This window comes from Brevundimonas sp., assembly GCF_965227765.1.
In the GTDB taxonomy this organism is placed as follows: Bacteria; Pseudomonadota; Alphaproteobacteria; order Caulobacterales; family Caulobacteraceae; genus Brevundimonas.
Window position 1 is genome coordinate 647,920 of sequence record NZ_OZ245778.1, and the last position, 23,177, is coordinate 671,096.

Consider the following 23,177-nt stretch of genomic DNA (forward strand, 5'->3'; position numbering starts at 1 on the left):
CTTCGGCTGAACATCGGCCTATATCTCAACGCGAAACGGCGCCGGTGAAGGCGCCGAAAGAGGATCGCTATACGACGATGCTGAAGCGGAAAGAGTTCATCCTGGGTGCGGCCGTCGGCCTGTCCTTCGCCGCAGTCGCCACGGCGGGCGGCGTCATAAGCTGGCCCGGAGCCCACGCCGAAACCACCAGCGCGGGCCGACTGGTCCCCTCCGCCGGCGCGGCCGGCCTGGCCTTCGCCCCGCCGCAGGGCGCGCCCCTGTCCTTTGCCGACATCGTCCAGCAGGTCGCCCCGGCCGTGGTTCAGATCGAGGTCGAGACCCGCGTCGAGCGTCCGCGCGGCGGCGCCTTCTCCATCCCCGGTTTGCCGGGCTTCCAGTTTCAGGCCCCCGGCGGCGCCGATCCCGAGGCGGAAGAGGCCGAGCCTCAACTGGCGCAAGGCGCGGGTTCGGGCTTCTTCATCACGGCGGACGGCTATGTCGTCACCAACAACCACGTCGTCGCCGACGCCGAGAGCATCAAGGTCAAGCTGTCGGACGGGCGCAGCCTGAACGCCACCCTGGTCGGCCGCGACGAGAGCACCGACCTGGCCGTCATCAAGGTCGAGGGTTCGGACTTCAACTTCGTCAGCTTCGAGGAACAGGCCGATCCGCGCGTCGGCGACTGGGTCGTGGCGGTCGGCAACCCGTTCGGCCTGGGCGGCACGGCGACGGCGGGCATCGTCTCGGCCCGCGGCCGCGACCTGCAGGACCGTTCGTCGGCCTATGTCGACTATCTGCAGATCGACGCCGCCATCAACCGTGGCAACTCGGGCGGCCCAACCTTCGACATCCACGGTCGGGTCATCGGCGTGAACTCGGCCATCTTCTCGCCCTCGGGCGGGTCGGTCGGCATCGGCTTTGCGATCCCCGCCTCGACGGCCAAGGCGGTGACCGACCAGCTGATCCGCGGCGGCTCGGTCGAGCGTGGCTATCTGGGCGTGTCGATGCGCACGCTTCAGGACAACGAGCGCGAATCCCTGGGCCTGCCCGCCGACACCAAGGGCGCCCTGATCAACGACGTGACCGCCGGTGGTCCCGCCGAACGCGCGGGGCTTCAGGCCTTCGACATCGTCACCACCGTCAATGGCCAGCGCACCGAGACGGGCAACGCCCTGACCCGCGCCGTGGCCGGGGCCAAGGTCGGCGACGAGCTGCGCGTCGAGTTCCTGCGTGATGGTCGTCGCCAGACGGTCACGGTGCGGGCGGCCAAGCGTCCGTCCGAGACCGAGCTCTATCCGACCGAGGACGGCGCTGGCGGCATGGCTCGTCCCGACGCCGCTGCACCCTCGACCGAGTCCATCGAGGGGATGTCGGTCTCGCCCCTGACAGCGGCCCTGCGTCAGCGGTATTCCATCGCCGAGGACGTGCGCGGCGTGGTCGTGACCGGCGTCACCCCTCGCTCCAAGGCGGGCGAGCTGGGTGTTCCGGCGGGCACGGTGATCCTGCGCGCCAACAGCCGGGCGGTGACCACGCCGGCCGAGCTGAAGGCTGCCATCGACACGGCACGGGCGGCGGGTCGCCCGGGCGTCCTGCTGCAGTTCCGTACGGCCAGCGGCCAGACGGTGTTGCAGGTGCTGGAACTGTCCAAGGCCGAGTGAAACCGAGCGTCGTCAGGCTCGAACTATGACCGAGCCTTAACTCACGGGATCGTCGCGGATGCGCTATCGTCCGCGACGATTCTGAATTTCGGGAGGGGCTGATGCGTATTCTGGTGGTCGAGGACGACGCGGAGGCGGCGACGGCGATGATCCGCGGCCTGACCGAGGCCGGGCATCAGGCGACCCATGCGGTCGACGGCGCCTATGGCCTGCTGGAGGCGCAGAACGGCGGCTATGACGTCTATGTCGTCGACCGGATGATGCCCCGCCTGGACGGCGTCGGCATGGTCGAGACCCTGCGCGGCAACGGCGATCAGACGCCGGTCCTGTTCCTGTCGGCCCTGGGCGAGGTCGAGGACCGGGTCACGGGCCTGAAGGCCGGCGCCGACGACTATCTGGTCAAGCCCTATGCCTTCGCCGAGCTGATCGCGCGGGTCGAGGCCCTGTCGCGCCGTCGCGAAAGCGGCGGGGTCCAGACGGTGCTCAAGGTCGCCGATCTGGAGATGAACCTGATCGCCCGCACGGTGCATCGGGGCGCGACCGAGATCGACCTGCAGCCGCGCGAGTTCCAGCTGCTGGAGTTCCTGATGCGCCACGCCAACCAGTCGGTCACCCGCACCATGCTGCTGGAGAAGGTCTGGGAATATCATTTCGACCCCCAGACCAACGTCATCGACGTCCATATCAGCCGCCTGCGCTCCAAGATCGACAAGGGCTTCGACCGCGCGCTGCTGCAGACCGTGCGTGGGGCTGGGTATCGGCTGGAGGGCTGACCTTCAGCCATGCAGCTTCCCTCGCTCTTTCGTCGCACGCCTTTCCGGCTGACCCTGCTGTTCCTGGCGCTGTTCGCGGCGGCGGCGAGCGCGATCCTGGCCTATGTCTATATCGCCTCGGCGGCCGAGGCGCGGGCGCGGGCGCAGACGGATGTCGAGGCCGAGCTGGGCGTCCTGACCTCGATCTACGGCACGCGCGGGCTGGATGCGCTGAACCAGGCCCTGGTCGAGCGGGCCATTCGGGGCGGGCCCTACCTGTATCTGCTGAGCGACCCCGCGGGCGGCAACATCACCGGCAATGTCTCGACGGCGCCGGTCGAGCCCAATCCGCAGGCCCCTGTCGGACGCGGCGACTGGGAGAGCTTCAACCTGACGGACACCGACGCCGAGGGTCATGTGCGGCGTCGCCAGGCGATCGGGGTGACGATGAAGCTGGCAGACGGCAACCACCTGTTCGTGGGCGAGGACATCGGCGACACCGAGGCCTATCTGGCGCGCCTGACCCAGGCCTTGTGGATGGCCATGGGCATGGTCCTGGTGCTGGGCGCCGGGGGCGGTCTGCTGGTCAGCCGCAACCTGGAACGATCGATGGGCAGGCTGAACAAGGTCGTGCTGGCGGTGCAGGAGGGCGACCTCAAGGCGCGTGCCCAGGTGCGCGCGTCCGGTGACGAACTGGACGAACTGGGGCGTGGGCTGAACACCATGCTGGACCGGCTGGAGGCGTCCATGTCGTCGATCCGCCACGCCGGGGACGCCATCGCCCACGACCTGAGATCGCCGCTGACCCGTATGAGAGCCAAGCTGGAGGTCGCCCTGATCGACGCCGAGGCGGGCAAGGTGTCGGGCGTCGAGGCCCTGGATATCGCCCTGAACGAGGCGGACCAGCTGCTGAAGACCTTCAACACCGTCCTGGCCATCGCGCGGTTACAGGCGGGGGGCGCGCCCGATCCCAAGGTGTTCGACGCCGCCGATCTGGCCGCCGACATGGCCGAGCTGTATGAGCCCGCCGCCGAGGACAAGGGGCTGGATTTCGAAGCCGAGATCGAGCGCGGCCTGATGATCGAAGGCAACCAGCCCTTCCTGGCCCAGGCCCTGGCCAATGTCATCGACAACGCCATCAAATACACCCCGACCGGCGGGGCGGTGAAGCTGAGAGCGCGTCGGCGGTCCTCGGGCGAGATCGAATATTCGGTCACCGACACCGGGCCGGGCGTCCCCGACGAGGACCGCGAGCGGGTCGTCCAGCGCTTCGTGCGGCTGGACAACAGCCGTTCCGAGGCCGGTTCCGGCCTGGGCCTGTCGCTGGTGTCCGCCGTGCTGGAGGCCCACGCCGGGCGGGTGCAGCTGGATGAGGGGCCGGGCGCCTATGGCGGGTTCGGGCCGGGCCTGCGAGTCGCCCTGGTCCTGCCGCCCGCCCCGGCGACGACCGTATGACCGACGATAACGCAGACCCCGCCGCCCCCCTTGGCGCGCGGATCGCCCCGTGCGGCCCGATCTTCGACGCCGAGGCGGCCGAGCGCATTCACCAGCGCCTGATCCCGGCGGCGGCCGAAGGCGGCTGGACCGCGACGCTGGAGGCGGCCTGGCCGGCCCTGGCCTCCGTGTTCGCGGCGTCTCCCTATCTGGCCGGACTGGCGCGGCGTTCGCCCGAGCGGTTGCGCGCGACGCTGCAGGCCGAGCCGGGCCAGAGGCTGCTGGACATCCTCAGCGCCACCGTCGCGCTGGACGACCTGCCCGAGGCGATGAAGGCGCCGCTGAGGGGGCTGAAGGCGGACCTGCATCTGCTGACGGCTCTGTGCGATCTGGGCGGGGTCTGGGACCTGACCCAGGTGACGGCGGCCCTGTCCGCCTTCGCCGACGCCTCGACCCAGGCGGCCCTGTCTTCGGTCGGACGCGAGGCGCGCGACAAGGGGCGGCTGACCTCGGCGGGCGATGACCCGCGCGGGCCGATACCGGGCCTGTTCGGCCTGGCCATGGGCAAGCACGGCGCCAATGAGCTGAACTATTCCAGCGACATCGACATCAGCCTGTTCTTCGATCCCGAGGCCCTGGTTCCCGTCCTGGGCGCGGGGGTGGAGGCCCAGACCTTCGTCAACCGCGCGGCCCAGACCCTGACGGCGGTCATGAGCGAGCGGACGGCGGACGGATATGTCTTCCGCGTCGACCTGCGCCTCAGGCCTGACCCGTCCTCGACGCCCGCCGTCGTGGCCACGCCCATGGCACTATCCTACTATGAATCCGTCGGCCAGAACTGGGAGCGGGCGGCCTTCATCAAGGCGCGGGCGGTGTGCGGCGACATGATCGCGGCGGCCGAGTTCCTCGACGAGATGATCCCCTTCGTCTGGCGCCGCAGCCTGGACTATCAGGCGGTGCTCGACATCCAGTCGATCAAGCGACAGATCCACGCCCACAAGACCGGCGAGGGGCTGGAGGCGGCGGGGGCCAATCTGAAGCTGGGCCGCGGCGGCATCCGCGAGATCGAATTCTACGCCCAGACCCAGCAGCTGATCCTGGGCGGACGCGACAAGGGCCTGCGTCTGAGGCGCACCGACGAGGCCCTGGCGGCCCTGGCGGCGGCGGGTCATGTGCCGCCCGAGGTCGCCGTCGAACTGACCGCCGCCTACGCCACCCTGCGCGGGCTGGAGCATCGGGTGCAGATGCTGGACGACGAACAGACCCACAGCCTGCCGGTCGATCCGGTGCGGCGGGGCATGGTCGCCGCCCTGGCCGGAGACGGCGATCTGGCCGCCTTCGATGCGGGCGTCGAGGCCCTGCTGATCGGGGTCAACCAGCGCTATGGCGAGCTGTTCGAGGGCGAGGAGGACCTGTCCTCCCCCTATGGCAGCCTGGTCTTCACCGGCGTGGACAACGACCCCGAGACGCTGGAGACCCTGACGCGGATGGGCTTCAGCCAGCCCGGCCAGGTCGCCGACACCATCCGCAGTTGGCACCATGGCCGCATCCCCGCGACACGCTCGGCGCGCGGGCGCGAACTGTTCACCCGCCTGGCGCCCCAGCTGCTGACCGCCCTGGCCGAGACGGGGGCGGCGGATGCCGCCTTCAAGCGGTTTGCGGTGTTCTTTTCCGGCATGAACTCGGGCGTGCAGGTCCAGGCCCTGTTCCTGAACCAGCCCGAACTGTTTCGCCTGATCGTCGGGGTCATGGCCTTTGCGCCCAAGCTGGCGCGGACGCTGGGACGCTATCCGACCGCGCTGGATTCCATGCTGGATGCGCGGTTCCAGACCCCGCTGGGCCCCAACACCGGCCTGTTCGCCCAGATGGAGGCCGAGGCCGTCGCCGCCGAGGATTTCGAGGGCGCCATGAACGCCGTGCGCCGGCTGCACCGCGATCAGGCCTTCCGCATCGGCATGCAGACCCTGACCGGACGGATCGGCCCCGAGGCGGCGGGGCTGGGGTTCACCAACCTGGCCGACGCCGTCATGCGGGTGCTGGCCGATGCGGCCCTGAGGGAGACCACGCGGCTGGGCGGCGACTTCCCCGGCGCGGTGGCGGTGATCGCGCTGGGCAAGGCCGGGTCACGCGAGATGACGGCGGCCTCCGACCTGGATCTGATGACCGTCTATGAGGCGCCGCCAGAGGCGACGTCTTCGCTGAAAGGGTGGAGCGCCGATGTCTGGGGCGCACGCTTCACCCAGAGGCTGATCGCCGCCCTGTCGGTCAACACCGGCGAGGGCGGGCTGTATGAGGTCGATATGCGGCTGCGGCCCTCGGGCTCGAAGGGGCCGGTGTCGGTGCGGCTGTCGGCCTTCGACGACTATTACCGCGACGAGGCGGCGACCTGGGAGTTCATGGCCCTGACGCGGGCGCGGGTGGTCTGGGCCAGCGACGCAGGCTTTGGCGCGCGGGCCGAGGCGGCGGTCATCGACACCCTGCGTCGGCCCCGCCCCGGCGTGGATGTCGCCGCCGACGTCCGCAGCATGCGCGACCTGATGGACCGCGAGCGGCGGGCTGACGGGTTCTGGGACATGAAGTTGAGTGCGGGCGGTCTGGTGGACGCCGAGTTCCTGGGCCAGTTCCGCCAGCTTCAGGCGGGACCGGACGGCGGGGACCTGTCGGTCTCGACCCTGACCCAGTTGGCCGAGGAGCCGGACGCGGCGGCGGCTTGGCGGCTGCAGCAGGGGGTGGGGCAGGTGCTGGCCTGCGCCTATGACGAGCGGCCCGACCCGGAGGCCGAATCCGCCACCTTCCGCCAGCGGCTGGCCGAGGCGGTCGGAGAGACCGACTTCGACGCCCTGGTCGAGCGGCTGAAGATGGCGCGGGCGGCCTGTCGGGCGGCGTTCGAGGCGGGGCTGCCTGCGGTCGCTCAGAAGGATGGCGACGGACTCTGATTTCCTGTGCGTTGAACCTTGCAGACGGGGTGCACATGGCCGGTTCGCCGGCCCAGGAGCAGAGACATGAAGACGATCAAGATTTTCACGGGCCTGTCGGTCGCCGCCCTGGCCGCCGCAGCCGGCATCGCCACCGCCCAGACCGCGCCCCAGACCGCACCGGCGCCCGCCGGACCGGGTCATGGATGGGACCGCGGCCACGCCTCGCGCGACGCCGACAATGACGGCCGCATCAGCCAGGCCGAGTTCATGGGCGACCGCATCGCCCGCCTGACCGCGCTGGACGCCAACCGAGACGGCACGGTCTCGGTCGAAGAGCGGCGTGCTGGCATGGAGGCGCGTCGGGCTGAACGCCAGGCCGCCCGCTTCGACCGGCTGGACGCCAACAAGGACGGCTCGGTCACCCGGGCCGAGTTCGATGCGCCTCGCGCTGATCGCGCTGGACGCCCGGATCGGGCCGAGCGGGCCGAGGGCGGGCCCCGTGGACATCATATGCGCGGCGGACGCGGTCACGGCCGTGACCACGGGCGGATGCAAGGCGGCCCTCGTGGCGGCGGCGAGCGCGGCGGACCCGTCGTCATCGCCGAGGTCCAGGCCAAGATGACGGAACGCTTCGCCGCCATCGACACCGACCGCGACGGCTTCCTGAGCGCCGCCGAACAGACCGCCTCGCGCGAGGCCATGCGTTCGCAATGGCAGGAACGCCGGGCCGAGCGTCGTGCAGCCCGCACGGCCAATACGGCGTCGCCTTCGGCGCCCGCTTCGGAGTAAACCCGATGTCGGGGTCGGCCGTCATGGACGTATCGAGCCCTAATGTTTTTGAGGGAACAGGCCGGCTTGTCTGTAATCGCCGACCCCGACGAGGATCTGGTGCGCCGCGTGGCTCAAGGCGAGCCCGCGGCCATTCAGGCCATGGTGGCGCGCAAGCTTCCGCGCATGCTGGCGCTCGCCCAACGCATGCTGGGCGATCCGTCGGAGGCCGAGGATGTGGCGCAGGAGGCCATGCTGAGGGCCTGGAAGCAGGCGCCGAAGTGGCGGCCGGGCAAGGCCAAGTTCGACACCTGGCTGCACCGTGTCGCCCTGAACCTCTGCTACGATCGGCTGAGACGCAGGCGCGAGGTCCCGACCGAGACGCCGCCGGATCGACCCGACGAGGGGCCGGCGCCCGATGCGGGTCTGCTGAGCGCGGAACTGGGCCTCAGGGTCGATGCGGCGCTGAAGAGACTGCCGGATCGGCAGCGCGAGGCCATCGTCCTGTGTCATTATCAGGAGCTGACCAATATCGAGGCGGCCGACCTGATGTCGGTCAGCGTCGAGGCGCTGGAGAGTTTGCTGTCGCGGGGTCGAAGGGCGCTGAGGCAGTCGTTGGCGGATCTGTCGACGAAGAGTGCAGGGGCTGAACGAGGATGACCATGAACGCCGAGAGGATGAGACAGCTGGCCGAGGCTTACGGCGCCGACAAACGTCGCTGGCCCCAGAGCGAGCGCGCGGCGGCTGAAGGTTTCGTCGTGGCCGATCCGGCGCAGGCCGAGCGGTTGATGTTCGATGCGCGCCAGACGGATGCGGCGCTGGACGCCTCGGCGCGCCCCATGGTCTCCAACGCCCTGCGCGACGCGGTCATCGCCTCGGCCATGGCCGCCGGCCTGTCGCCCAAGAAGGCGAAGATGGTCTGGGATCGGCTGATGCTGTGGGCCGGGGCGGGGTGGGCCGTGGCGGCCTGTGCGGGCGTCATCGCCGGCGCCAACCTGACCCTGCACATGACGGCCGACGCACGGGCCGACGCGGTCCTCTATCAGGCGCAGATGGTCGCCGTGGACGACACCGAGGTGCTGGGATGATCCCCGAAGGCCAAGTCCAATCCGGCTCGCGCGCGCTGAAGATCGCCCTGGCCGTGTCCGTGGCTCTGAACCTGTTCGCCGTGGTCGGCGGGACCACCGCCCTGATCACCCGCGCCAATGTGGACCAGAAGGTCGAGGATCAGCGTCGGCCCGGCCGCGACGGTTCGGTGCCTCAGATCGTGGCCACCCTGGACCCGGAAGTTCGCGACCGGGTGCGCGAAGGCCTGCGCGCCTCAGCCTTGGCTGCGCGCCCCGATTTCGAGGCGGCACGCCAGGCGCGCCGCGCTGCCGTGGCCGCCACGACGGCGACCGACGGATTCGACCCGGCGGCGGTCAGCGCTCTGCTGGAGACCTCGCGCGCTGCCGAACTGCGCGGACGGGCGCGACTGGAGCGCGACGCCGTCGCCCTGCTGGCGACGCTGGAGCCCGATGACCGCAAGGCCCTGGGCGCCATCCTGACCCGTCACGGTCGGGGCGGAGGTCGCGGCGGTGAAGGGGGCGGCGAACGCGGTAAGGGCGGTCATGGCGAACATCCGCGCGACCAAGCCCCTGCCGCCCCCAAGGGCTGAGCCTCGGTCAGATCCTAGGCCGCACGCGCCTCTGCCAGTGCGGCGGGGGCGGCGGGGCGCAGCACGGGCACGTCAAAGCTGACGGTGGTGCCGCTGCCGGGCTCGGAATCGATCTTCAGGCCGCCCTGATGCATCTCGATCAGGGACTTGGTCAGGGCCAGGCCCAGGCCGGTGCCCTGGGTGGTCTTGGAGTGCTGGCCCTCGACCTGTTCGAACGGCCGGGCCAGACGGGCGACATCCTCGGCGGCGATGCCGATGCCGGTGTCGATGACCGCGACCTGCTGACGGCCGTCGCCGTGCGGAGTGACGGAAACGGTGATCGAGCCGCCCTCGGGCGTGAACTTCACCGCGTTGGAGATCAGGTTCAGCATCACCTGTTTCATGCCGCGCTGGTCGGCGTCGATGTCGGGCAGGTCGTGCGCCTCGAGCACCAGGGTCAGGCCTGAATCCTGGGCCTTGCCGCGCATCAGGCGGATGGCGTCCTCGCAGACCTCCTTCAGCGACACCTTCTCGTAGTGCAGGGTCATCTTGCCGGCCTCGATCTTGGCCATGTCGAGGATGTCGTTGATCAGGCTGAGCAGGTGCTGGCCCGACTTCAGGATGTCGCCCGCATAGCCGACGTAGCGCTTGTCCCCCAGGGGGCCGAACATCTGGCCGGCCATGATCTCGGAGAAGCCGTTGATGGCGTTCAGCGGGGTGCGCAGTTCGTGGGACATATTGGCCAGGAACTCGGACTTGGCCTGGTTGGCGGCCTCGGCCCGGGTCATGGCGACCTCGTACTTGCGGGCCAGAAGGCTGAGCTTTTCCTGACTGGATTCCAGCCGGTCGACCATCAGGCGCAGCGCCGCCGCCGCCCTCTGGCTCTCGGCTTCCTGGCGCTTGATGACGGTCAGGTCGGCGGCGCTGACCACCGTGCCGCCATCCGAGGTGTAGCGCTCCGACAGGCGCAGCCAGCGACCGTCATGCAGCTCGACCTCGCGGGTTCCGGCGCGATCGTCCGTGGACGGATGATCGGCCTTGATGGCCAGGGCGGCGATGCGGTTCAACTCGTCCTTCAGGGCTCCGCGGCGGGCCACCTCGGGCGTCAGGGCGAAGGTGTCGGAGAAGGCCTGGTTGCACAGGATCAACCGACCCTGGCGGTCGAACAGGGCGAAGGCGTCCGAGACGCTTTCGATGCCATCGCGCAGCCGCCCCTCGGCGGCCTGGGCGTGGGCCTTTGCGCGCCGGGCCTCGGTGATGTCCATGGCGACGCCCAGGATGCTGGTGAAGCCGTGGGCGTCGCGCTCGCCGCGCGCCTGTCCACGGGCGTCGATCCAGCGCACGGAGCCGTTCTCGCCCGGCACCGGGAAGGTGGTGTCGAAGGCGCCGTAGGCGGCGGCCTGGCGTAGGGCGTGGGCGACCTGTTCGCGGTACTTCGGGTGGACGCAGTTCAGCACGGCCTCGGACCCGACCACGCCGCCGGCCGGCAGGCCCAGCAGGGCGGCCATATAGTCCGACACGACCACTTCTTCGGTTTCCAGGTCCCATTCCCAGACACCACAACGGGCGGCCTCGACGGCGACCCGGAAACGATGCTCGGTCTCGGCCCAGACGCGTCCCTGTCGCCTCTGTCGCCAGCCCTGCAACAGGACCATGGCGATGACCAGTCCGCCCAGAAGCGTCGGCACGGCCAGGACCCAGGCGTCCGAAAGCCAGATCGAGCCGCCCTCATGCTGGCTGACGGCGACGGCCAGAAGGCCGGTCTCGCCTATCGGCGCCGCCGCCACTGTGACGGGTTCGCCTCCGGTCGGCTGGGTGCGGGCAGGGCTGTTCTGGGTCGCCAGGGCGCTGAGGTCGGCGCCCAGGACGGCGGCGGGCGCGCCTTGCGACAGGGCGGTGGAGATCACGCCGTCCGTTGCGGAGACCAGGGCCAGGGACGGCCCCGTAGCGGTCTTCACCAGCATGGAGGGCGGCAGGGGAATCCGGGCCAGGATGCGGAAACGACCGGCGGAGCGGGCGATCAAGAGGGCGTCGCGGCCTGTGCTGAGCTGGATGTCGGAAGCCGTCTCCGGCGTCGTCTGTGACGCCAGCGGGGCGGTGAAACCCTCGGGCGATGCTCCGACGGCGGCCAGTTGCACGCCGGTCGGCGACAGGACCGAGAACCCGGCCTGGGGCGCGGCGGCCCGAGCGGCCTCGGCGGCGTCCAGCGGGCGGGTCGGCTGGGCGGCCAGGGCGGCCTCGCCGACCTGCAAGGCGGCGCGGGCGGCGGTGATCCGCCCGTCCATGACGGCGGCCAGAAGCCGGGCTTCCTGTTGCAGGGATGCGGTCCGGCTGAGTTCCAGTTCCCGTTCGGGGCGGGCAGTCTCGCGCGCCACCAGCAGCACATAGATGGCGACGCCCAGGGTCACGGCCAGCACGGCCACACGCGCCCAGATCGGCAAGCCGCCGGCGGCCTGATCCGTGGATCGCCGCCCGGACTTTTCAATGCGGCGCTCGTTGCCCCGCAAGGCGCTCTCCCGGACTTGGCGCGGCGGGGGCTGGGATCAGCCGCCAGGCGCGCACGAATGATTCGACGACGCCTGGGAATCTAGGCTGCGTCGCGGATTCGTGTCGAGAACTGGTTAACCAAACTCTGTCAGGCGGCGCGAACAGTTGTGCGTCGTGCCGATGAGGCCGCACCGGGGCGGGTGACGGCGTCCCCGCTGGCCGATCCGGGCGCCGAGGGCGGGGCCAGCAGAGCCTCGGGCGGGGCTGAGAGAATGTCGGTCACGGTGCGCAGGGCGTCGCGGGCCTGTCGTGCGAGGGACAGGCACTCGGGCGGGGCGTCCTCGGGATTTTCGGCGACGGCGTCGACCAGGGCCTGAGCAACCGCCATCAGGCGCGGCGCGGCGGCGATCAGGCGGGCCTGGTATTCGATACGCTGCGGGTCGCGGTCGTATTCGGCGCCCGGCACCCGCCATCCGCCCCAGTCCTGGGTATCGGTGACCACGACCGGATAGGTGCCGGGGAAGGGGTGGTGCGGCACATCCTCGGCCGCCTGCCACTTGTTGCGCGCCCGCAGCATCCGCCATTGGCCCAGGTCGGCGTCGGTCGGATCCTCGACCGGCAGGAACAGTTCGGAGGCGACGAACTCGCGCCCCAGGCCGATGTCGTAGGTGACCCGGACCGGCTCGTCGAAACCCTTGGCCCATACCGGCTGGACCTTCTCGATCTGGGCCCATGCGCCGACGCATTCGACCCAGACCTTCTGGCCCTTCTGGAATTGTGCGCGCGCCATCCCGATCCCCTCGTATCCGACCGTGACACTTCGCACGTCCGGCTTAGCGGGCCGTTGCCGAGCAGGGTGAAGCAGGGGTTAATCAGCCGGGCTGGGAAATGGTCTCCAGCGCCTCGCCAGCGTACTTTTCCTTCACCCGCGTCGACAGGTCGCCCAGAGAGACGACGCCGACCAGACGGTCGTGCTTGTCGACCACCGGCAGCCTGCGGATCTTGCCGCCGCCCATGGCGTCCAGCGCCACCTTCAGATCGTCGGTGTCCAGAACCGTCGTGACATTGGCGGTCATGACCTGGGTCACCGTCGCCTCGACGCCGAGACCGGAGGCGACGCCGCGCACGACGATGTCGCGGTCGGTCAGGGTCCCGACCAGACGGTCACCGTCGGCCACGGGGATGAAGCCGAAGTCGCCAGAGGCCATGCGCTCGGCCACGGCTCTCAGGCTGTCGCCGGGGCGGGCCACATGGACGTCCTTGCTCATCACGTCGCGGATCTTCATGGCGGGGTCTTTCGAATGTTGTGCTGGCGACAGAACCCCTGGGCAGGGGGCGAGTTCCGGGCTGGGCCATAGCGGGCTGGGCCTTAGCGGGCTGGGCTGCAGCGGGTTGGGCCATGGCGGGGGCCGCACGGCCGGGCTATGGGCTGCGCCGAAGACGGAGATGACGAATGACGACGGCGGCGAACGAGACGAAGGCAATCCTGGCGCGGCTGGGCGTGAACGAGGCGGTCTGGACCGACGGCGGTCTGGCCACGCGCTCGCCGATCGACGGATCCAGCGGGGGCGGTCTGCGTCAGGCGACGCCGCAGGACATCGAAACGGCGTTTGCAACCTCGGCCACAGCCTTCGCCGCCTGGCGTCGCGTGCCGGCGCCGCGCCGGGGAGAGCTGGTGCGGCTGCTGGGCGAAGAGTTGCGCGCCGCCAAGGACGACCTGGCGATGCTGGTCACCCTGGAGGCGGGCAAGGTCGTGTCCGAAGGCCTGGGCGAGGTTCAGGAGATGATCGACATCTGCGACTTCGCCGTTGGCCTGTCGCGCCAGCTGTACGGCCTGACCATGCCCAGCGAACGGCCCGGCCACCATATGCGCGAGATCTGGCAACCGCTGGGGACCGTGGGGATCATTACGGCCTTCAACTTCCCCGTCGCGGTCTGGGCCTGGAATGCAGCCCTGGCCCTGGTCTGCGGCGATGCGGTGATCTGGAAACCGTCAGAGAAGACGCCGCTGACGGCGCTGGGGGTGCAGGCGGTGTTCGAGCGCGCTGCGGCCCGGTTCGCCGAGGACAATGGACCGGGCGCGCCGGACGGGTTGGCGCAGTTGCTGATCGGCGGTCGTGAGGTCGGCGAGGCCCTGGCCGCCGATCCGCGCATCGCCCTGGTCTCGGCGACCGGCTCGACGCGGATGGGCCGGGCGGTGGCCCAGGTCGTGGCGGGTCGGATGGGACGAAGCCTGCTGGAACTGGGCGGCAACAACGCCATGATCGTGACGCCCAGCGCAGATCTGGAAATGGCCGTGCGCGCCATCGCGTTTTCGGCGGTCGGAACGGCGGGCCAGCGCTGCACCTCCCTGCGTCGCCTCCTGGTGCACGAGGATGTGGCCGATGCCCTGATCGCGCGGCTGGCCCGGGCCTATGAGACCCTGCCCATCGGCGATCCGCGTGACGATGGGGTTCTGGTCGGGCCTCTGATCGACGAGGCGGCTGGCGAGGGCTTTGACGCGGCGCTGAAACAGGCCGTCGAACAGGGCGGCCAGATCGTCGTCGGCGGCGCGCGGGTGGAGCGGGACGGCGTCTATGTCCGCCCCGCCATCGTGCGGATGCCGTCCCAGAGCGAGGTCGTGAAACACGAGACGTTCGCGCCCATCCTCTATGTCCTGACCTGGCGCGATCTGGATGAGGCCATCGAAATCCAGAACGACGTGCCACAGGGGCTGTCGTCCTGCATCTTCACCGACAGCGTGCGCGAGGCCGAGGCCTTCCTGTCGGCCTGGGGCTCGGACTGCGGCATCGCCAACGTCAACATCGGCCCCTCGGGCGCCGAGATCGGCGGGGCCTTCGGCGGCGAGAAGGACACCGGCGGCGGGCGCGAGAGCGGCTCGGACGCCTGGAAATCCTACATGCGCCGCCAGACCCAGACGGTGAATTTCAGCCACGACCTACCGCTGGCCCAGGGGGTGAAGTTCGAGGTCTAGGGCCGAGACCTCGCTGGCAGCTCACCCGCCGCTCTGACCATCTGCACGAACTCGGCGCGGTCGCCGTAGGGGTCTGAGCCCCGTGCGCCTTGCGCCTGTTCCAGCACCTGGGACCAGTCGTAGTCCGCCGCCATCCAGGGATCGCCGCGCAGCTTCTGGCCGAAGGCGGCGACGGCCAGGGCCCAGCGGGTGCTCTCGGGCGGCTGGGCCGAGGCGGCGCGCGAGACGTGATTGGCGAGCGGGTGCTGGATCAGGCGCGAGGTCGCCTCGCCGGGCCGCTTGTAGCGCACCTGGACAAAGCCGATCTCGCCCGCAGGACTGACCGCCGAGGCCGCAGGGCGGTTGGCCTCATAGCGTCGCTCGGGGACCTGGGATGCGGCGCCGACCGGGGTGATTTCGTACAGGGCGGTGACCCAGGCACCCGATCCGACCTCGCCCGCGTCGATGCGGTCGTTGGCGAAGTCCTCCTCGTTCAGAAGCCGGGTCTCATAGCCGATCAGACGGTATTGGCTGACGCGGGCCGGGTTGAACTCGACCTGGATCTTGACGTCGTCGGCGATGGGAAAGGCGCCCCGGTCGAACATGGGGCCGAACAGGCGGCGCGCCTCGTTCAGGTCGTCGACATAGGCGGCGACGCCGTTGCCCGACTGGGCGATCGTCTGCATCCGCGCGTCCTGATAATTGCCGCGCCCGAAGCCATAGACCGACAGATAGATGCCGGTCGCCCGCTTGTCGGCGACATAGTCCTCGATCCGCTTGTCGTCGGTCACGCCGACGTTGAAGTCGCCGTCGGTGAACATCAGGATGCGGTTGACCTTGTCGCGGCTGAAGCTGGCCTGGGCCTGGTCGTAGGCGTTGGTCATGCCGGTCGCCCCGGCGGTGCCGCCCGACGCAGAGAGGCTGGCCACCGCACAGCGCAGACGCAGCTTGTCGGTCCCCGGCGTGGGGGCCAGGGTCGTGCCGGCGCCCTCGGCGTAATAGGTGACCGCGACCGTGTCCTGCGGCCTCAGCCGGTCGATGATCAGGTTCATGGATTTCTGCGCCAGACCCAGCTTGTCCTCCGACCCCATCGAGCCGGAGACATCGACCAGGAAGGTCAGGTTCAGCGGCCGCTGTGCGTTGGCGGGCAGTTCATAGCCCTGCAGGCCGATGTGGACGATCTGGCGACCGGCGGCGGCGGCCCAGGGCGAGGCCGCGACGACGGTGGTGATCGCGAACGGCTCGTTCGGGTCGGTCGGCCGGTCGTAGCCATAGTCGAAATAGTTGATCAGCTCCTCGACCCGCACGGCGTCGCGCGGCGGGGCCGAGCCGTCGTCGATGAAGCGGCGGACGTTGGCGTATGCGGCGGTGTCCACGTCGATGGAGAAGGTCGAGACCGGCTCATCCGCCGTGCGCTTGACCGGATTGGGCGTGGCGTCGGGATAGCGTTCGGTGTCGGCGGGCGGCCGAGGCAGTCCCGGAGGCAAGGGTCTGGGCGACACGATGCCGGGTGACCCGGGGACGATGACCGGCGGCCCCCGGTACTCGACCCGATCCTCCCTTTTCGTCGCCTCCATCGGCAGGGCGCTGGAAGGAGGAGGCGGCGGAGGCGGGGGCGGTGGAGCTGGCGGCGGCGGTGGCCCAGCCATGCCGCTGGAGGGCGCGACCATCTGCATGCGGTACTGGTAGCCTGCGTCTGGACGCCGTTTCAGGTCGAAGCCGTACTGCAGACACGTCGCTGCATTGGCCGTCCCGTCGATCACCTGCGGCGGTGTCGGCGCCTGGGGCGCGGTCCCGCCCGTTGCGGCGGGTGCGGCGAGGGTCAGGCCCATCACGGCGGCCACCCCCTGTTTCAGCATGGTCGCCAGCATCGTTCCGTCTCCCTCGGTTATGTCCTTGGGCGCATGAGGCGGATCGGGGTTCGGCGAAACTGTGGCCGGGCCGCGCGCGAAAAAGGGCGAGGCGTGACTGTTGCAGAAATGGCGATCACGGCTGATGTCGGAGCCAGGTCGGGGCTCGCAATCGCGCCCATCCGCCCCCACTATCAAGGTTCGGCAGCAGGGCAGGCGACATGGCGACGGAAGCGGGACTGAATCTGGGGCACGCAGTCGCCCTCCTGGGCGCGGCCGTGGTCGCTGTGCCGCTGTTCCGCAAGTTCGGCCTGGGCTCGGTGCTGGGCTATCTGGCCGCCGGTGTGGTCATCGGCCCCTACGCCCTGGGCCTGATCGGCGACGCAGAGGCCATCCTGCACGTCGCCGAGATGGGCGTGGTCATCTTCCTGTTCATCATCGGGCTGGAGATGCGACCCGCCAAGCTGTGGAAGCTGAGGAAGGAGATCTTCGGCCTCGGCGCCGCCCAGGTCATCGCCTGCGGCCTGTTGCTGACGGCGGCGGCCATGGTGTTCGGCGTCGCCCCGGCCGTGGCCTTCATCGGCGCCATGGGCTTTGTCCTGTCATCGACCGCCGTCATCATGCAGACTCTGGACGAGCGCAACGAGATGACCTCGCCGCACGGCCAGCGGGCGGTGTCCATCCTGCTGCTGGAAGACCTGGCCATCGTGCCGCTCCTGGCCATCGTCGCCGTGCTGGGCTCGGTCATGGGCACGGCCGAGGACGGCCCGCCCCTGTGGCAGACGATAGGCCTGGCCGTTGCGGCGGTCGGCGGCGTCATCCTGGCCGGCAAGTACGCGATCAACCCCATCTTCCGCCAACTGGCCAAGTACGGCGGGCGCGAGGTCATGCTGGCCGCCGCCCTGCTGGTGGTGTTCGGCGCCGCCTGGGCCATGTCGCTGGGCGGACTGTCCATGGCCATGGGCGCCTTCCTGGCCGGGGTGCTGCTGTCGGATTCGACCTTCCGGCATCAGTTGGAGGCGGACGTGGAGCCCTTCCGCTCGATCCTGCTGGGCCTGTTCTTCCTCAGTGTCGGCATGTCGCTGAACCTGGGCGTCGTCGTCGCCGACTGGCGCTGGGTGATCGGGGGCGTGATCCTGTTCATGGTGGTTAAGGCTATCGGCATCTATGCCATCGCCCGGCTGTTCAAGGCCCGTCACAACGAGGCGCTGGAGCGGGCGGCCCTGTTTGCGCAAGGCGGCGAGTTCGCCTTCGTCCTGTTCGGCGCCGCCTTCATGGCCGGCCTGTTCGACGCCCGGACCAGCGCTATCCTGACGGCCATCGTCATCCTGTCGATGGTGCTGACGCCGCTGGTCACCATCCTGGTGTCGCGCTTTCTCTTGCGGGATCAGGCGGTATCGGTGGACGACATGGACGGCATCGACCGCGCCGAGAACCTGCGCGAGCGGGTGCTGATCATAGGCTTTGGCCGCTTCGCCCAGGTCGTGGCCCAGCCCCTTCTGGCGCGCGACGTGGATGTCTCGATCATCGACATGGACGTGGAGATGATCCAGGCGGCCGGAAACTTCGGCTTCAAGGTCTATTACGGCGACGGCTCGCGGCTGGACGTGCTGCGCGCCTCGGGGGCCGAAAAGGCCGAGACCATCCTGGTCTGCGTCGACAGGCCCGAAACGGCGGACCGGATCGTCGAACTGGTCCAGTCCGAGTTCCCCCTGACCAAGCTGTTCGTTCGCGCCTATGACCGCGGGCATTCGATCCGCCTGATCCAGGCGGGGGTCGAGTTCCACATCCGCGAGACCTTCGAGAGCGCCCTGGCCTTTGGCGAACACGTCCTGAAGGACCTGGGCTTTTCGGAAGACGAGGCGCGCGAGACCATCGAGGACGTCCGCCGTCGCGACGAGGAACGGCTGACGCTTCAGGTCACCGGCGGCCTGCAGGCCGGGCGGTCACTGTGGCGCAACAACACCTCGACGCCGCAGCCCGAGCCCTATGTCAAACCGCGCCGCGAAAGCACCGCCCTCAACGACGAGGCGGGCGACCTGCTGGAGGAGGCGGAGGCGCGCAGGGAGAAGGTCTGACGGCCCGACCTGTGGTCCGACCGCCACACTGACGCTGGATTGTCCTTAATGGCGAAGGTTGACGGAACGCCCGACTCCGCCGCTCATTTTCTCCCTGACAAGGAAATTCAGATGGCCAAGTCTCCCTCCTCGAAATCCGGCAAGCCCGACCTGCGCCTGGTCGAGGCAGAGAGCGCCGTTTACGAGATCATGAAGACGCCCGAGACCACGGGCGACCGGGTCAAGCGCCTGCAATCCGAGGCGCGGTTCCTGGCGCTGGAACAGGTCGAGGCGCTGGAGACCGTGCTGCTGCAGGCCGCCGAGATGGCGCGCGAAATCGCCGAGGGCGGCGACGCCTATCCGGTCGGAGCGCGCGAGATCGCCTCACGGCTGCACGCGGACCTGCCGGTCAAGGCCGAGACCATCCGCGCGATCGTGCACAAGACGACCTAGCCGCCAGACGCGCTAGAAGGACGGAACGTCCTCGGCTCGGCCGCGCAGCCGGTTGGCCAGACGGAAGACCAGCACCGCCACCAAGATCATGGCGATGGGGATCAGGATCGGCGCGACGAAGGCCAGCAGAACCGTAAAGAAGCTCAGCACGTCCTCGATGAAGGACAGGATGGGATTGCCCAGCCCGCCGGTCGTCGCCGTCGAGGCTAGACGTGTTCCCCCTTGCGCTGCGTTGAAGGCCAGGGCCGTGGGCGCGCCGACGATCACCCCGGCGATGGCGGCGGTGGTCGGATCCAGCCCTGCAAAGACACTGGCGGCGGCGACGGCGCCCGCGATGGGGCGGATGAAGACGCCCATGGCGCTGAGGCCGTGATCCAGCACCGGGATCTTGTCGCCCGCGAACTCCACCACCGCAGCGACGCCCAGTGCGGCGATGGCCGGGGTCGAGACCAGCCAGCCCATCTGCTCGTTCAAACTGATCCCGAACAGGCCGAACCGCGCCGCGATGGCCAGCATCAGCAATGGCATGAAGGTGCGCAGCCCGGTCGCCGAGGCGAGACCCAACCCCAGCAGGGCGGGCAGGATCCAGGTCTGTAACACCCCCGCAGAGGCGCCCAGGTCCGGCAGGGAATCGATCGGCATGAACGGCCTCCTTTACGGGTCAACGCGCCAAGTCGTTTGACGGATCATGGTTCGGATCGGTGCGTCCGCCAATGGACTTAGGAACCGGCGACGATGCAGGCCGCTGTTCTGGCCCGCAGTTTTTCCAGAGGGCCGCCCATGTCCGACCGCTTCACCGCCGCCGCAGAGAACATCGCCGAGAACGAACGCGCGATCCAGAAGGTCATCGACGACAAGGCCGACGGCGAAGCATCCGGCGACAAATCAGGCGGGGCGGTCCAGGCCGGCGCTCGCCGGTATCCTGAGCCGCCCTTCCCCAAACAGCACCAGACCAAGCCCGGCGACGAGGCGGCTCTGGATCCTGCGCCCATGTATGACGCCCCCTTCTGGAAGGGGTCGGGCAAGCTGGAGGGGTTCGCCGCCCTGATCACAGGCGCCGATTCCGGCATCGGGCGGGCCGTGGCGGTGCTGTTCGCGCGCGAGGGCTGCGACGTCGCCGTCTGTCACCTCGATGAGGACGGCGACGCCGAAGACACCAAGAAGGCCATTGAGGCCGAAGGGCGCAGGGCCATCGTGCTCAAGGGCGACGTAGCCGATCCCGCCTTTTCCGAGATGGCGGTGAAGGCCACGCTCGACGCCTTTGGCCGGCTGGATGTCGTGGTGCCCAACGCGGCATTTCAGGAACATGTCGAGGCCTTCGAGGATCTGACCTACGAGCATTTCGACCGGACGCTGAAGACCAACCTCTATGGCTATTTCAACCTGACCAAGGCGGCGGTCCCGCACATGAAGACCGGCGGGGCCATCGTCATGACGGGGTCGGTGACGGGGCTTCAGGGCAACAAGGACCTGCTCGACTATTCCCTGACCAAGGGCGGCATCCACGCCTATGCGCGCTCGCTGGGCACCCATCTGGCGCCGCGCGGCATCCGGGTGAACGTCGTGGCGCCCGGCCCTGTCTGGACGCCGCTGAATCCCGCCGACAAGCAGGCGGACCAGGTCGCCCAGTTCGGCTCTCAGACGGTGATGAAACGCCCGGCCCAGCCCGAGGAGATCGCGCCGGCCTACGTCTTTCTGGCCTCGCCTCAGATGTCGAGTTTCATCACGGGCGAGGTGCTGCCCATCATCGGCGGCTATTCAGGCGGCTAGCCCAGCACGTCCTCATAGTCGCGGTGGCGCTTGAACCAGGCGACCGCATAGCTGCAGCGCGGCGCCAGGGTCAGGCGTTCGGCGCGGGCGTGATCGGCCAGGCTCTGCATGAACTTGCCGGCCGCGCCCGTGCCGCGCAACTCATCCTCGGCCTCGACGTGCAGGATGGCGAGGCGCTCGCCGCCGCCCTCGATCTTCTGCACGGAATAGTCGGCCCAGACCGTGCGTGTCTGACCGTCGGGGTCGGTGAAACCCTGTTCAAAGCGCTGCTGGGCGACGACATCTCGAAAGTCGGTCATGGACGGTCTCATCGGATCGGCAGGGTTGAGGCGGACGCTATGTAGGCCAACCGACAGAGCCGATGGTCGTTCCGCACCGGACCGAAAAACGGCGGTCGTGATCCCTAGCGTTTGCGGAAGCGCGCGGCCTCGGCAGCCAGGCCCGAGCCCCAGTCGGTTTCCTTCACGTCCGGCTCGGCGTGGAAGGGCAGGGTTCCGGCGACGCCGCGCACGGCCAGCCACAACGGCAGGCTGAGGATCGGCAGCAGGCGCAGGGGCTTCCTCTTCTTGTCGGTGACATCCCAGCCCTCGGCTTCGAAGGCCTCGGCCTGATCGGCGGCGGGCCAGGTGTGGGCCTTGTCCCAGTCGGCGGGCAGCGGCGTGGCCTCGGCGTCGTCCAGCGACAGGCCGAAGATGGCCAACGAAAGGGCGTCGATCTCGTCGCGACCCTCGGGCATGTCGGGATCGGCGAAGCGCGGCTTCATCAGCGCCTTCAGCTCAAGGTCGTCAACGCCGGGCAGATCCGCGAGCCTTCGCAGGTCCTGGGGCATCCTACTTGGCCCGGAAGGCGGCGATGGCCTCGACGGTCTTCCTGACCTGAGCCTCGATCCCGGCCCAGTCCTTGTCGCGCACGGCGGCGTCGGTGATCAGCTTGGAGCCCATGCCCGCCGCCACGATGCCCGCGCCGAACCATTTGGCGATGGAGGCCTCGTCGGGGTCGACGCCGCCCGTGGGCATGATCTTGGTCCAGGGCATGGGGCCCAGCACCGCCTTGACGAAGTCGGGGCCGCCGACGCTGGCGCCAGGGAACAGCTTGACGATCTCGACGCCCAGTTCATGCGCCTCGCCGATGTCGCGCACCGAGCCGCAGCCGGGGAAGTAGGCCGTCATGCGCCGGTTGCAGACCCGGGCCACGTCGGGGACCAGGCAGGGGCTGACCACGAAGCGCGCGCCCCGGTTCAGGAACAGGGAGGCGGTGCCCGCGTCGATCACCGAGCCGATGCCCATGATGATGTCGGGGTCGGTGCGCTGAAGCTCCTTGGCCAGGTCGCCGAACAGGTCGCAGGCGAAGTCGCCGCGGTTGGTGAACTCGATGGCGCGGACGCCGCCGCGGTAGCAGGCGCGGATGACTTCAAGGCAGGTCTCGGGGTCCGAATGATAGAAGACCGGGGCCACGCCCTGGTGTTGCAGGGCGTTCAGCACGCTGAGGCGGTCGTGGGTCATGCAGTCATCTCCGGATCGTGGGTTTGTCTATCGCAGCGCAAGGGGGATGCGAAGCCGGCGGTCCCGGAACTTATTGTTTCGCCCTAGGCCCGCGCCAGTTCGACGATCCGCTTCACCAGCCCGCTGTCGGGGTCGGCCAGCGGGTCCAGGACGGTGAAATGGTTCAGCCCGTCCAGCGCCTCGAAGCGGGTGTCGGCGCCTTTCGCGCCCCAATGCTCGGCCATGTCGCGGCTCTGGCGGATGAACTCGGCGGTCTCGGCGCCGCCGACGAAACAGTCCAGTTCGGTCCCGCCGGGCGCGCCGCCGTTGGGCGGGGGCCAGAAGAGGGGCGACAGGGCGGCGGCGCCGTTCGTGTCCAGCCTCAGGGCGTCGTTCAGCGAGGTCTGCACTAGCGGCCTTAGATCGAAGACCCCGGAGATGGCCAGCGCCGCCGAGGCCTTGCCCTCGCTGAGCATGCAGGCCGACAGGTGGCCGCCAGCGGAATGTCCCGTGACGATGGGGCGGACCCCGGTGCGGGCGCGCAGCAGGGTGGTCACCTCGCGCATCTGGGCCACGATCCGGCCCAGCCGCACATGGGGACACAGGTCATAGCCGGGGACGGCGACGCTGATCCCTTGGGACAGAAAGGCCGGCGCGATCCAGCTGAACCAGGACGGATCCAGCGCCTGCCAGTATCCGCCGTGGATGAAGACGACGACGGGGGCGTGGTCCTGATCGGCGGCGGGCGCGGCCTCGAACAGGTCGATGACCTCGCGCTCGCCAGGGCCATAGCGGAGGGCCAGCGGCGGATGGGCGGCGCGGGCTGCCTCGGCCTCGGCCTTCCAGCGCGCCAAGACGGCGGGGTGGTCGGGCACGGCGGCGCGGTTGTTGTACTGGGCTTCCAGGCTGGCGTCTGGAGAGGAGGGGGTCTTACGGGTCACGCACGCATCCGCTACGACACCCGCAACATACGGGAACGAA

At 69.4% G+C, this 23,177-nt stretch carries 21 protein-coding genes; 12 read left to right on the forward strand and 9 right to left on the reverse strand.

Annotation, left to right across the window (positions count from 1 at the left end; genetic code table 11):
- Positions 1-77: 77 nt before the first annotated feature.
- The 8 genes from ACO05L_RS03220 to ACO05L_RS03255 all read left to right on the forward strand — a co-directional run bounded on the left by ACO05L_RS03220 (position 78) and on the right by ACO05L_RS03255 (position 9,166).
- Positions 78-1,637, forward strand: coding sequence for a Do family serine endopeptidase (locus ACO05L_RS03220; protein ID WP_421731622.1), 1,560 nt, complete (start codon positions 78-80; stop codon positions 1,635-1,637).
- Positions 1,638-1,738: 101 nt separating this feature from the next.
- Complete coding sequence (locus tag ACO05L_RS03225) at positions 1,739-2,410, forward strand: response regulator transcription factor (protein WP_421730736.1); 672 nt, start codon at positions 1,739-1,741, stop codon at positions 2,408-2,410.
- A gap of 9 nt (positions 2,411-2,419) precedes the next feature.
- Positions 2,420-3,844 (forward strand): sensor histidine kinase, encoded by a 1,425-nt coding sequence (locus ACO05L_RS03230; protein WP_421730737.1) that lies wholly within the window; start codon positions 2,420-2,422, stop codon positions 3,842-3,844.
- Positions 3,841-6,759, forward strand: a complete 2,919-nt coding sequence (locus tag ACO05L_RS03235) for a bifunctional [glutamine synthetase] adenylyltransferase/[glutamine synthetase]-adenylyl-L-tyrosine phosphorylase (protein WP_421730738.1) — start codon at positions 3,841-3,843, stop codon at positions 6,757-6,759. Before ACO05L_RS03230 ends, ACO05L_RS03235 begins: the two co-directional genes overlap by 4 nt.
- 66 nt (positions 6,760-6,825) lie before the next feature.
- Positions 6,826-7,530, forward strand: a complete 705-nt coding sequence (locus tag ACO05L_RS03240) for an EF-hand domain-containing protein (protein ID WP_421730739.1) — start codon at positions 6,826-6,828, stop codon at positions 7,528-7,530.
- Between the two features lie 66 nt (positions 7,531-7,596).
- Positions 7,597-8,169 (forward strand): RNA polymerase sigma factor, encoded by a 573-nt coding sequence (locus ACO05L_RS03245; RefSeq protein WP_421730740.1) that lies wholly within the window; start codon positions 7,597-7,599, stop codon positions 8,167-8,169.
- Positions 8,170-8,171: 2 nt separating this feature from the next.
- A complete protein-coding gene (locus ACO05L_RS03250) occupies positions 8,172-8,597 on the forward strand; it encodes a hypothetical protein (protein WP_421730741.1) in 426 nt (141 codons plus the stop codon).
- On the forward strand, positions 8,594-9,166 hold the full coding sequence (locus ACO05L_RS03255) for a periplasmic heavy metal sensor (protein WP_421730742.1): 573 nt from the start codon (positions 8,594-8,596) through the stop codon (positions 9,164-9,166). Before ACO05L_RS03250 ends, ACO05L_RS03255 begins: the two co-directional genes overlap by 4 nt.
- A 14-nt stretch (positions 9,167-9,180) precedes the next feature.
- Here the strand turns inward: ACO05L_RS03255 and ACO05L_RS03260 are convergent, their stop codons facing one another.
- The 3 genes from ACO05L_RS03260 to ACO05L_RS03270 form a co-directional block, all read right to left on the reverse strand.
- Positions 9,181-11,652 carry a PAS domain-containing sensor histidine kinase gene (locus ACO05L_RS03260; protein WP_421730743.1) on the reverse strand — a complete coding sequence of 824 codons (2,472 nt, stop codon included), beginning with the start codon at positions 11,650-11,652 and terminating at the stop codon, positions 9,181-9,183.
- Positions 11,653-11,780: 128 nt separating this feature from the next.
- Positions 11,781-12,422 (reverse strand): hypothetical protein, encoded by a 642-nt coding sequence (locus tag ACO05L_RS03265; protein WP_421730744.1) that lies wholly within the window; start codon positions 12,420-12,422, stop codon positions 11,781-11,783.
- An 82-nt stretch (positions 12,423-12,504) separates the two neighbouring features.
- Complete coding sequence (locus ACO05L_RS03270; RefSeq protein ID WP_421730745.1) at positions 12,505-12,918, reverse strand: CBS domain-containing protein; 414 nt, start codon at positions 12,916-12,918, stop codon at positions 12,505-12,507.
- A 167-nt stretch (positions 12,919-13,085) separates the two neighbouring features.
- On the opposite strand from ACO05L_RS03270, the gene ACO05L_RS03275 reads away from it, so the two are divergent.
- Complete coding sequence (locus ACO05L_RS03275; protein WP_421730746.1) at positions 13,086-14,606, forward strand: aldehyde dehydrogenase family protein; 1,521 nt, start codon at positions 13,086-13,088, stop codon at positions 14,604-14,606.
- On the opposite strand, the gene ACO05L_RS03280 is transcribed toward ACO05L_RS03275, so the two are convergent.
- Positions 14,603-16,456, reverse strand: coding sequence for a vWA domain-containing protein (locus ACO05L_RS03280; protein ID WP_421730747.1), 1,854 nt, complete (start codon positions 16,454-16,456; stop codon positions 14,603-14,605). The two genes, ACO05L_RS03275 and ACO05L_RS03280, sit on opposite strands and share 4 nt — an antisense overlap.
- A gap of 200 nt (positions 16,457-16,656) precedes the next feature.
- On the opposite strand from ACO05L_RS03280, the gene ACO05L_RS03285 reads away from it, so the two are divergent.
- Positions 16,657-18,513 (forward strand): monovalent cation:proton antiporter-2 (CPA2) family protein, encoded by a 1,857-nt coding sequence (locus ACO05L_RS03285; protein WP_421730748.1) that lies wholly within the window; start codon positions 16,657-16,659, stop codon positions 18,511-18,513.
- 111 nt (positions 18,514-18,624) lie between these two features.
- The gene (locus ACO05L_RS03290; RefSeq protein WP_421730749.1) at positions 18,625-18,945 is read left to right on the forward strand and encodes a hypothetical protein; all 321 of its coding nucleotides are present in this window, start codon (positions 18,625-18,627) and stop codon (positions 18,943-18,945) included.
- A gap of 12 nt (positions 18,946-18,957) precedes the next feature.
- On the opposite strand, the gene ACO05L_RS03295 is transcribed toward ACO05L_RS03290, so the two are convergent.
- Positions 18,958-19,587, reverse strand: a complete 630-nt coding sequence (locus ACO05L_RS03295) for a DUF4126 domain-containing protein (RefSeq protein WP_421730750.1) — start codon at positions 19,585-19,587, stop codon at positions 18,958-18,960.
- Between the two features lie 138 nt (positions 19,588-19,725).
- Here ACO05L_RS03295 and ACO05L_RS03300 point away from each other — a divergent pair, with 138 nt between their 5' ends.
- The gene (locus ACO05L_RS03300) at positions 19,726-20,715 is read left to right on the forward strand and encodes an SDR family oxidoreductase (protein WP_421730751.1); all 990 of its coding nucleotides are present in this window, start codon (positions 19,726-19,728) and stop codon (positions 20,713-20,715) included.
- On the opposite strand, the gene ACO05L_RS03305 is transcribed toward ACO05L_RS03300, so the two are convergent.
- The 4 genes from ACO05L_RS03305 to ACO05L_RS03320 all read right to left on the reverse strand — a co-directional run bounded on the left by ACO05L_RS03305 (position 20,712) and on the right by ACO05L_RS03320 (position 23,137).
- Positions 20,712-21,014, reverse strand: coding sequence for a GNAT family N-acetyltransferase (locus tag ACO05L_RS03305; RefSeq protein ID WP_421730752.1), 303 nt, complete (start codon positions 21,012-21,014; stop codon positions 20,712-20,714). The two genes, ACO05L_RS03300 and ACO05L_RS03305, sit on opposite strands and share 4 nt — an antisense overlap.
- A 104-nt stretch (positions 21,015-21,118) precedes the next feature.
- Complete coding sequence (locus ACO05L_RS03310) at positions 21,119-21,544, reverse strand: hypothetical protein (protein WP_421730753.1); 426 nt, start codon at positions 21,542-21,544, stop codon at positions 21,119-21,121.
- Position 21,545: 1 nt separating this feature from the next.
- Positions 21,546-22,217 (reverse strand): bifunctional 4-hydroxy-2-oxoglutarate aldolase/2-dehydro-3-deoxy-phosphogluconate aldolase, encoded by a 672-nt coding sequence (locus ACO05L_RS03315; RefSeq protein WP_421730754.1) that lies wholly within the window; start codon positions 22,215-22,217, stop codon positions 21,546-21,548.
- A gap of 83 nt (positions 22,218-22,300) precedes the next feature.
- The gene (locus ACO05L_RS03320) at positions 22,301-23,137 is read right to left on the reverse strand and encodes an alpha/beta hydrolase (RefSeq protein ID WP_421730755.1); all 837 of its coding nucleotides are present in this window, start codon (positions 23,135-23,137) and stop codon (positions 22,301-22,303) included.
- Positions 23,138-23,177 lie beyond the last annotated feature (40 nt).

Coding starts and splice junctions, on each gene's coding strand:
- ACO05L_RS03220 (WP_421731622.1), top strand. CDS start 78: ATGCTGAAGCGGAAAGAGTTCATCCTGGGTGCGGCCGTCGGCCTGTCC.
- ACO05L_RS03225 (WP_421730736.1), top strand. CDS start 1,739: ATGCGTATTCTGGTGGTCGAGGACGACGCGGAGGCGGCGACGGCGATG.
- ACO05L_RS03230 (WP_421730737.1), top strand. CDS start 2,420: ATGCAGCTTCCCTCGCTCTTTCGTCGCACGCCTTTCCGGCTGACCCTG.
- ACO05L_RS03235 (WP_421730738.1), top strand. CDS start 3,841: ATGACCGACGATAACGCAGACCCCGCCGCCCCCCTTGGCGCGCGGATC.
- ACO05L_RS03240 (WP_421730739.1), top strand. CDS start 6,826: ATGAAGACGATCAAGATTTTCACGGGCCTGTCGGTCGCCGCCCTGGCC.
- ACO05L_RS03250 (WP_421730741.1), top strand. CDS start 8,172: ATGAACGCCGAGAGGATGAGACAGCTGGCCGAGGCTTACGGCGCCGAC.
- ACO05L_RS03255 (WP_421730742.1), top strand. CDS start 8,594: ATGATCCCCGAAGGCCAAGTCCAATCCGGCTCGCGCGCGCTGAAGATC.
- ACO05L_RS03265 (WP_421730744.1), bottom strand. CDS start 12,422: ATGGCGCGCGCACAATTCCAGAAGGGCCAGAAGGTCTGGGTCGAATGC.
- ACO05L_RS03270 (WP_421730745.1), bottom strand. CDS start 12,918: ATGAAGATCCGCGACGTGATGAGCAAGGACGTCCATGTGGCCCGCCCC.
- ACO05L_RS03275 (WP_421730746.1), top strand. CDS start 13,086: ATGACGACGGCGGCGAACGAGACGAAGGCAATCCTGGCGCGGCTGGGC.
- ACO05L_RS03280 (WP_421730747.1), bottom strand. CDS start 16,456: ATGCTGGCGACCATGCTGAAACAGGGGGTGGCCGCCGTGATGGGCCTG.
- ACO05L_RS03285 (WP_421730748.1), top strand. CDS start 16,657: ATGGCGACGGAAGCGGGACTGAATCTGGGGCACGCAGTCGCCCTCCTG.
- ACO05L_RS03290 (WP_421730749.1), top strand. CDS start 18,625: ATGGCCAAGTCTCCCTCCTCGAAATCCGGCAAGCCCGACCTGCGCCTG.
- ACO05L_RS03295 (WP_421730750.1), bottom strand. CDS start 19,587: ATGCCGATCGATTCCCTGCCGGACCTGGGCGCCTCTGCGGGGGTGTTA.
- ACO05L_RS03300 (WP_421730751.1), top strand. CDS start 19,726: ATGTCCGACCGCTTCACCGCCGCCGCAGAGAACATCGCCGAGAACGAA.
- ACO05L_RS03305 (WP_421730752.1), bottom strand. CDS start 21,014: ATGACCGACTTTCGAGATGTCGTCGCCCAGCAGCGCTTTGAACAGGGT.
- ACO05L_RS03310 (WP_421730753.1), bottom strand. CDS start 21,544: ATGCCCCAGGACCTGCGAAGGCTCGCGGATCTGCCCGGCGTTGACGAC.
- ACO05L_RS03315 (WP_421730754.1), bottom strand. CDS start 22,217: ATGACCCACGACCGCCTCAGCGTGCTGAACGCCCTGCAACACCAGGGC.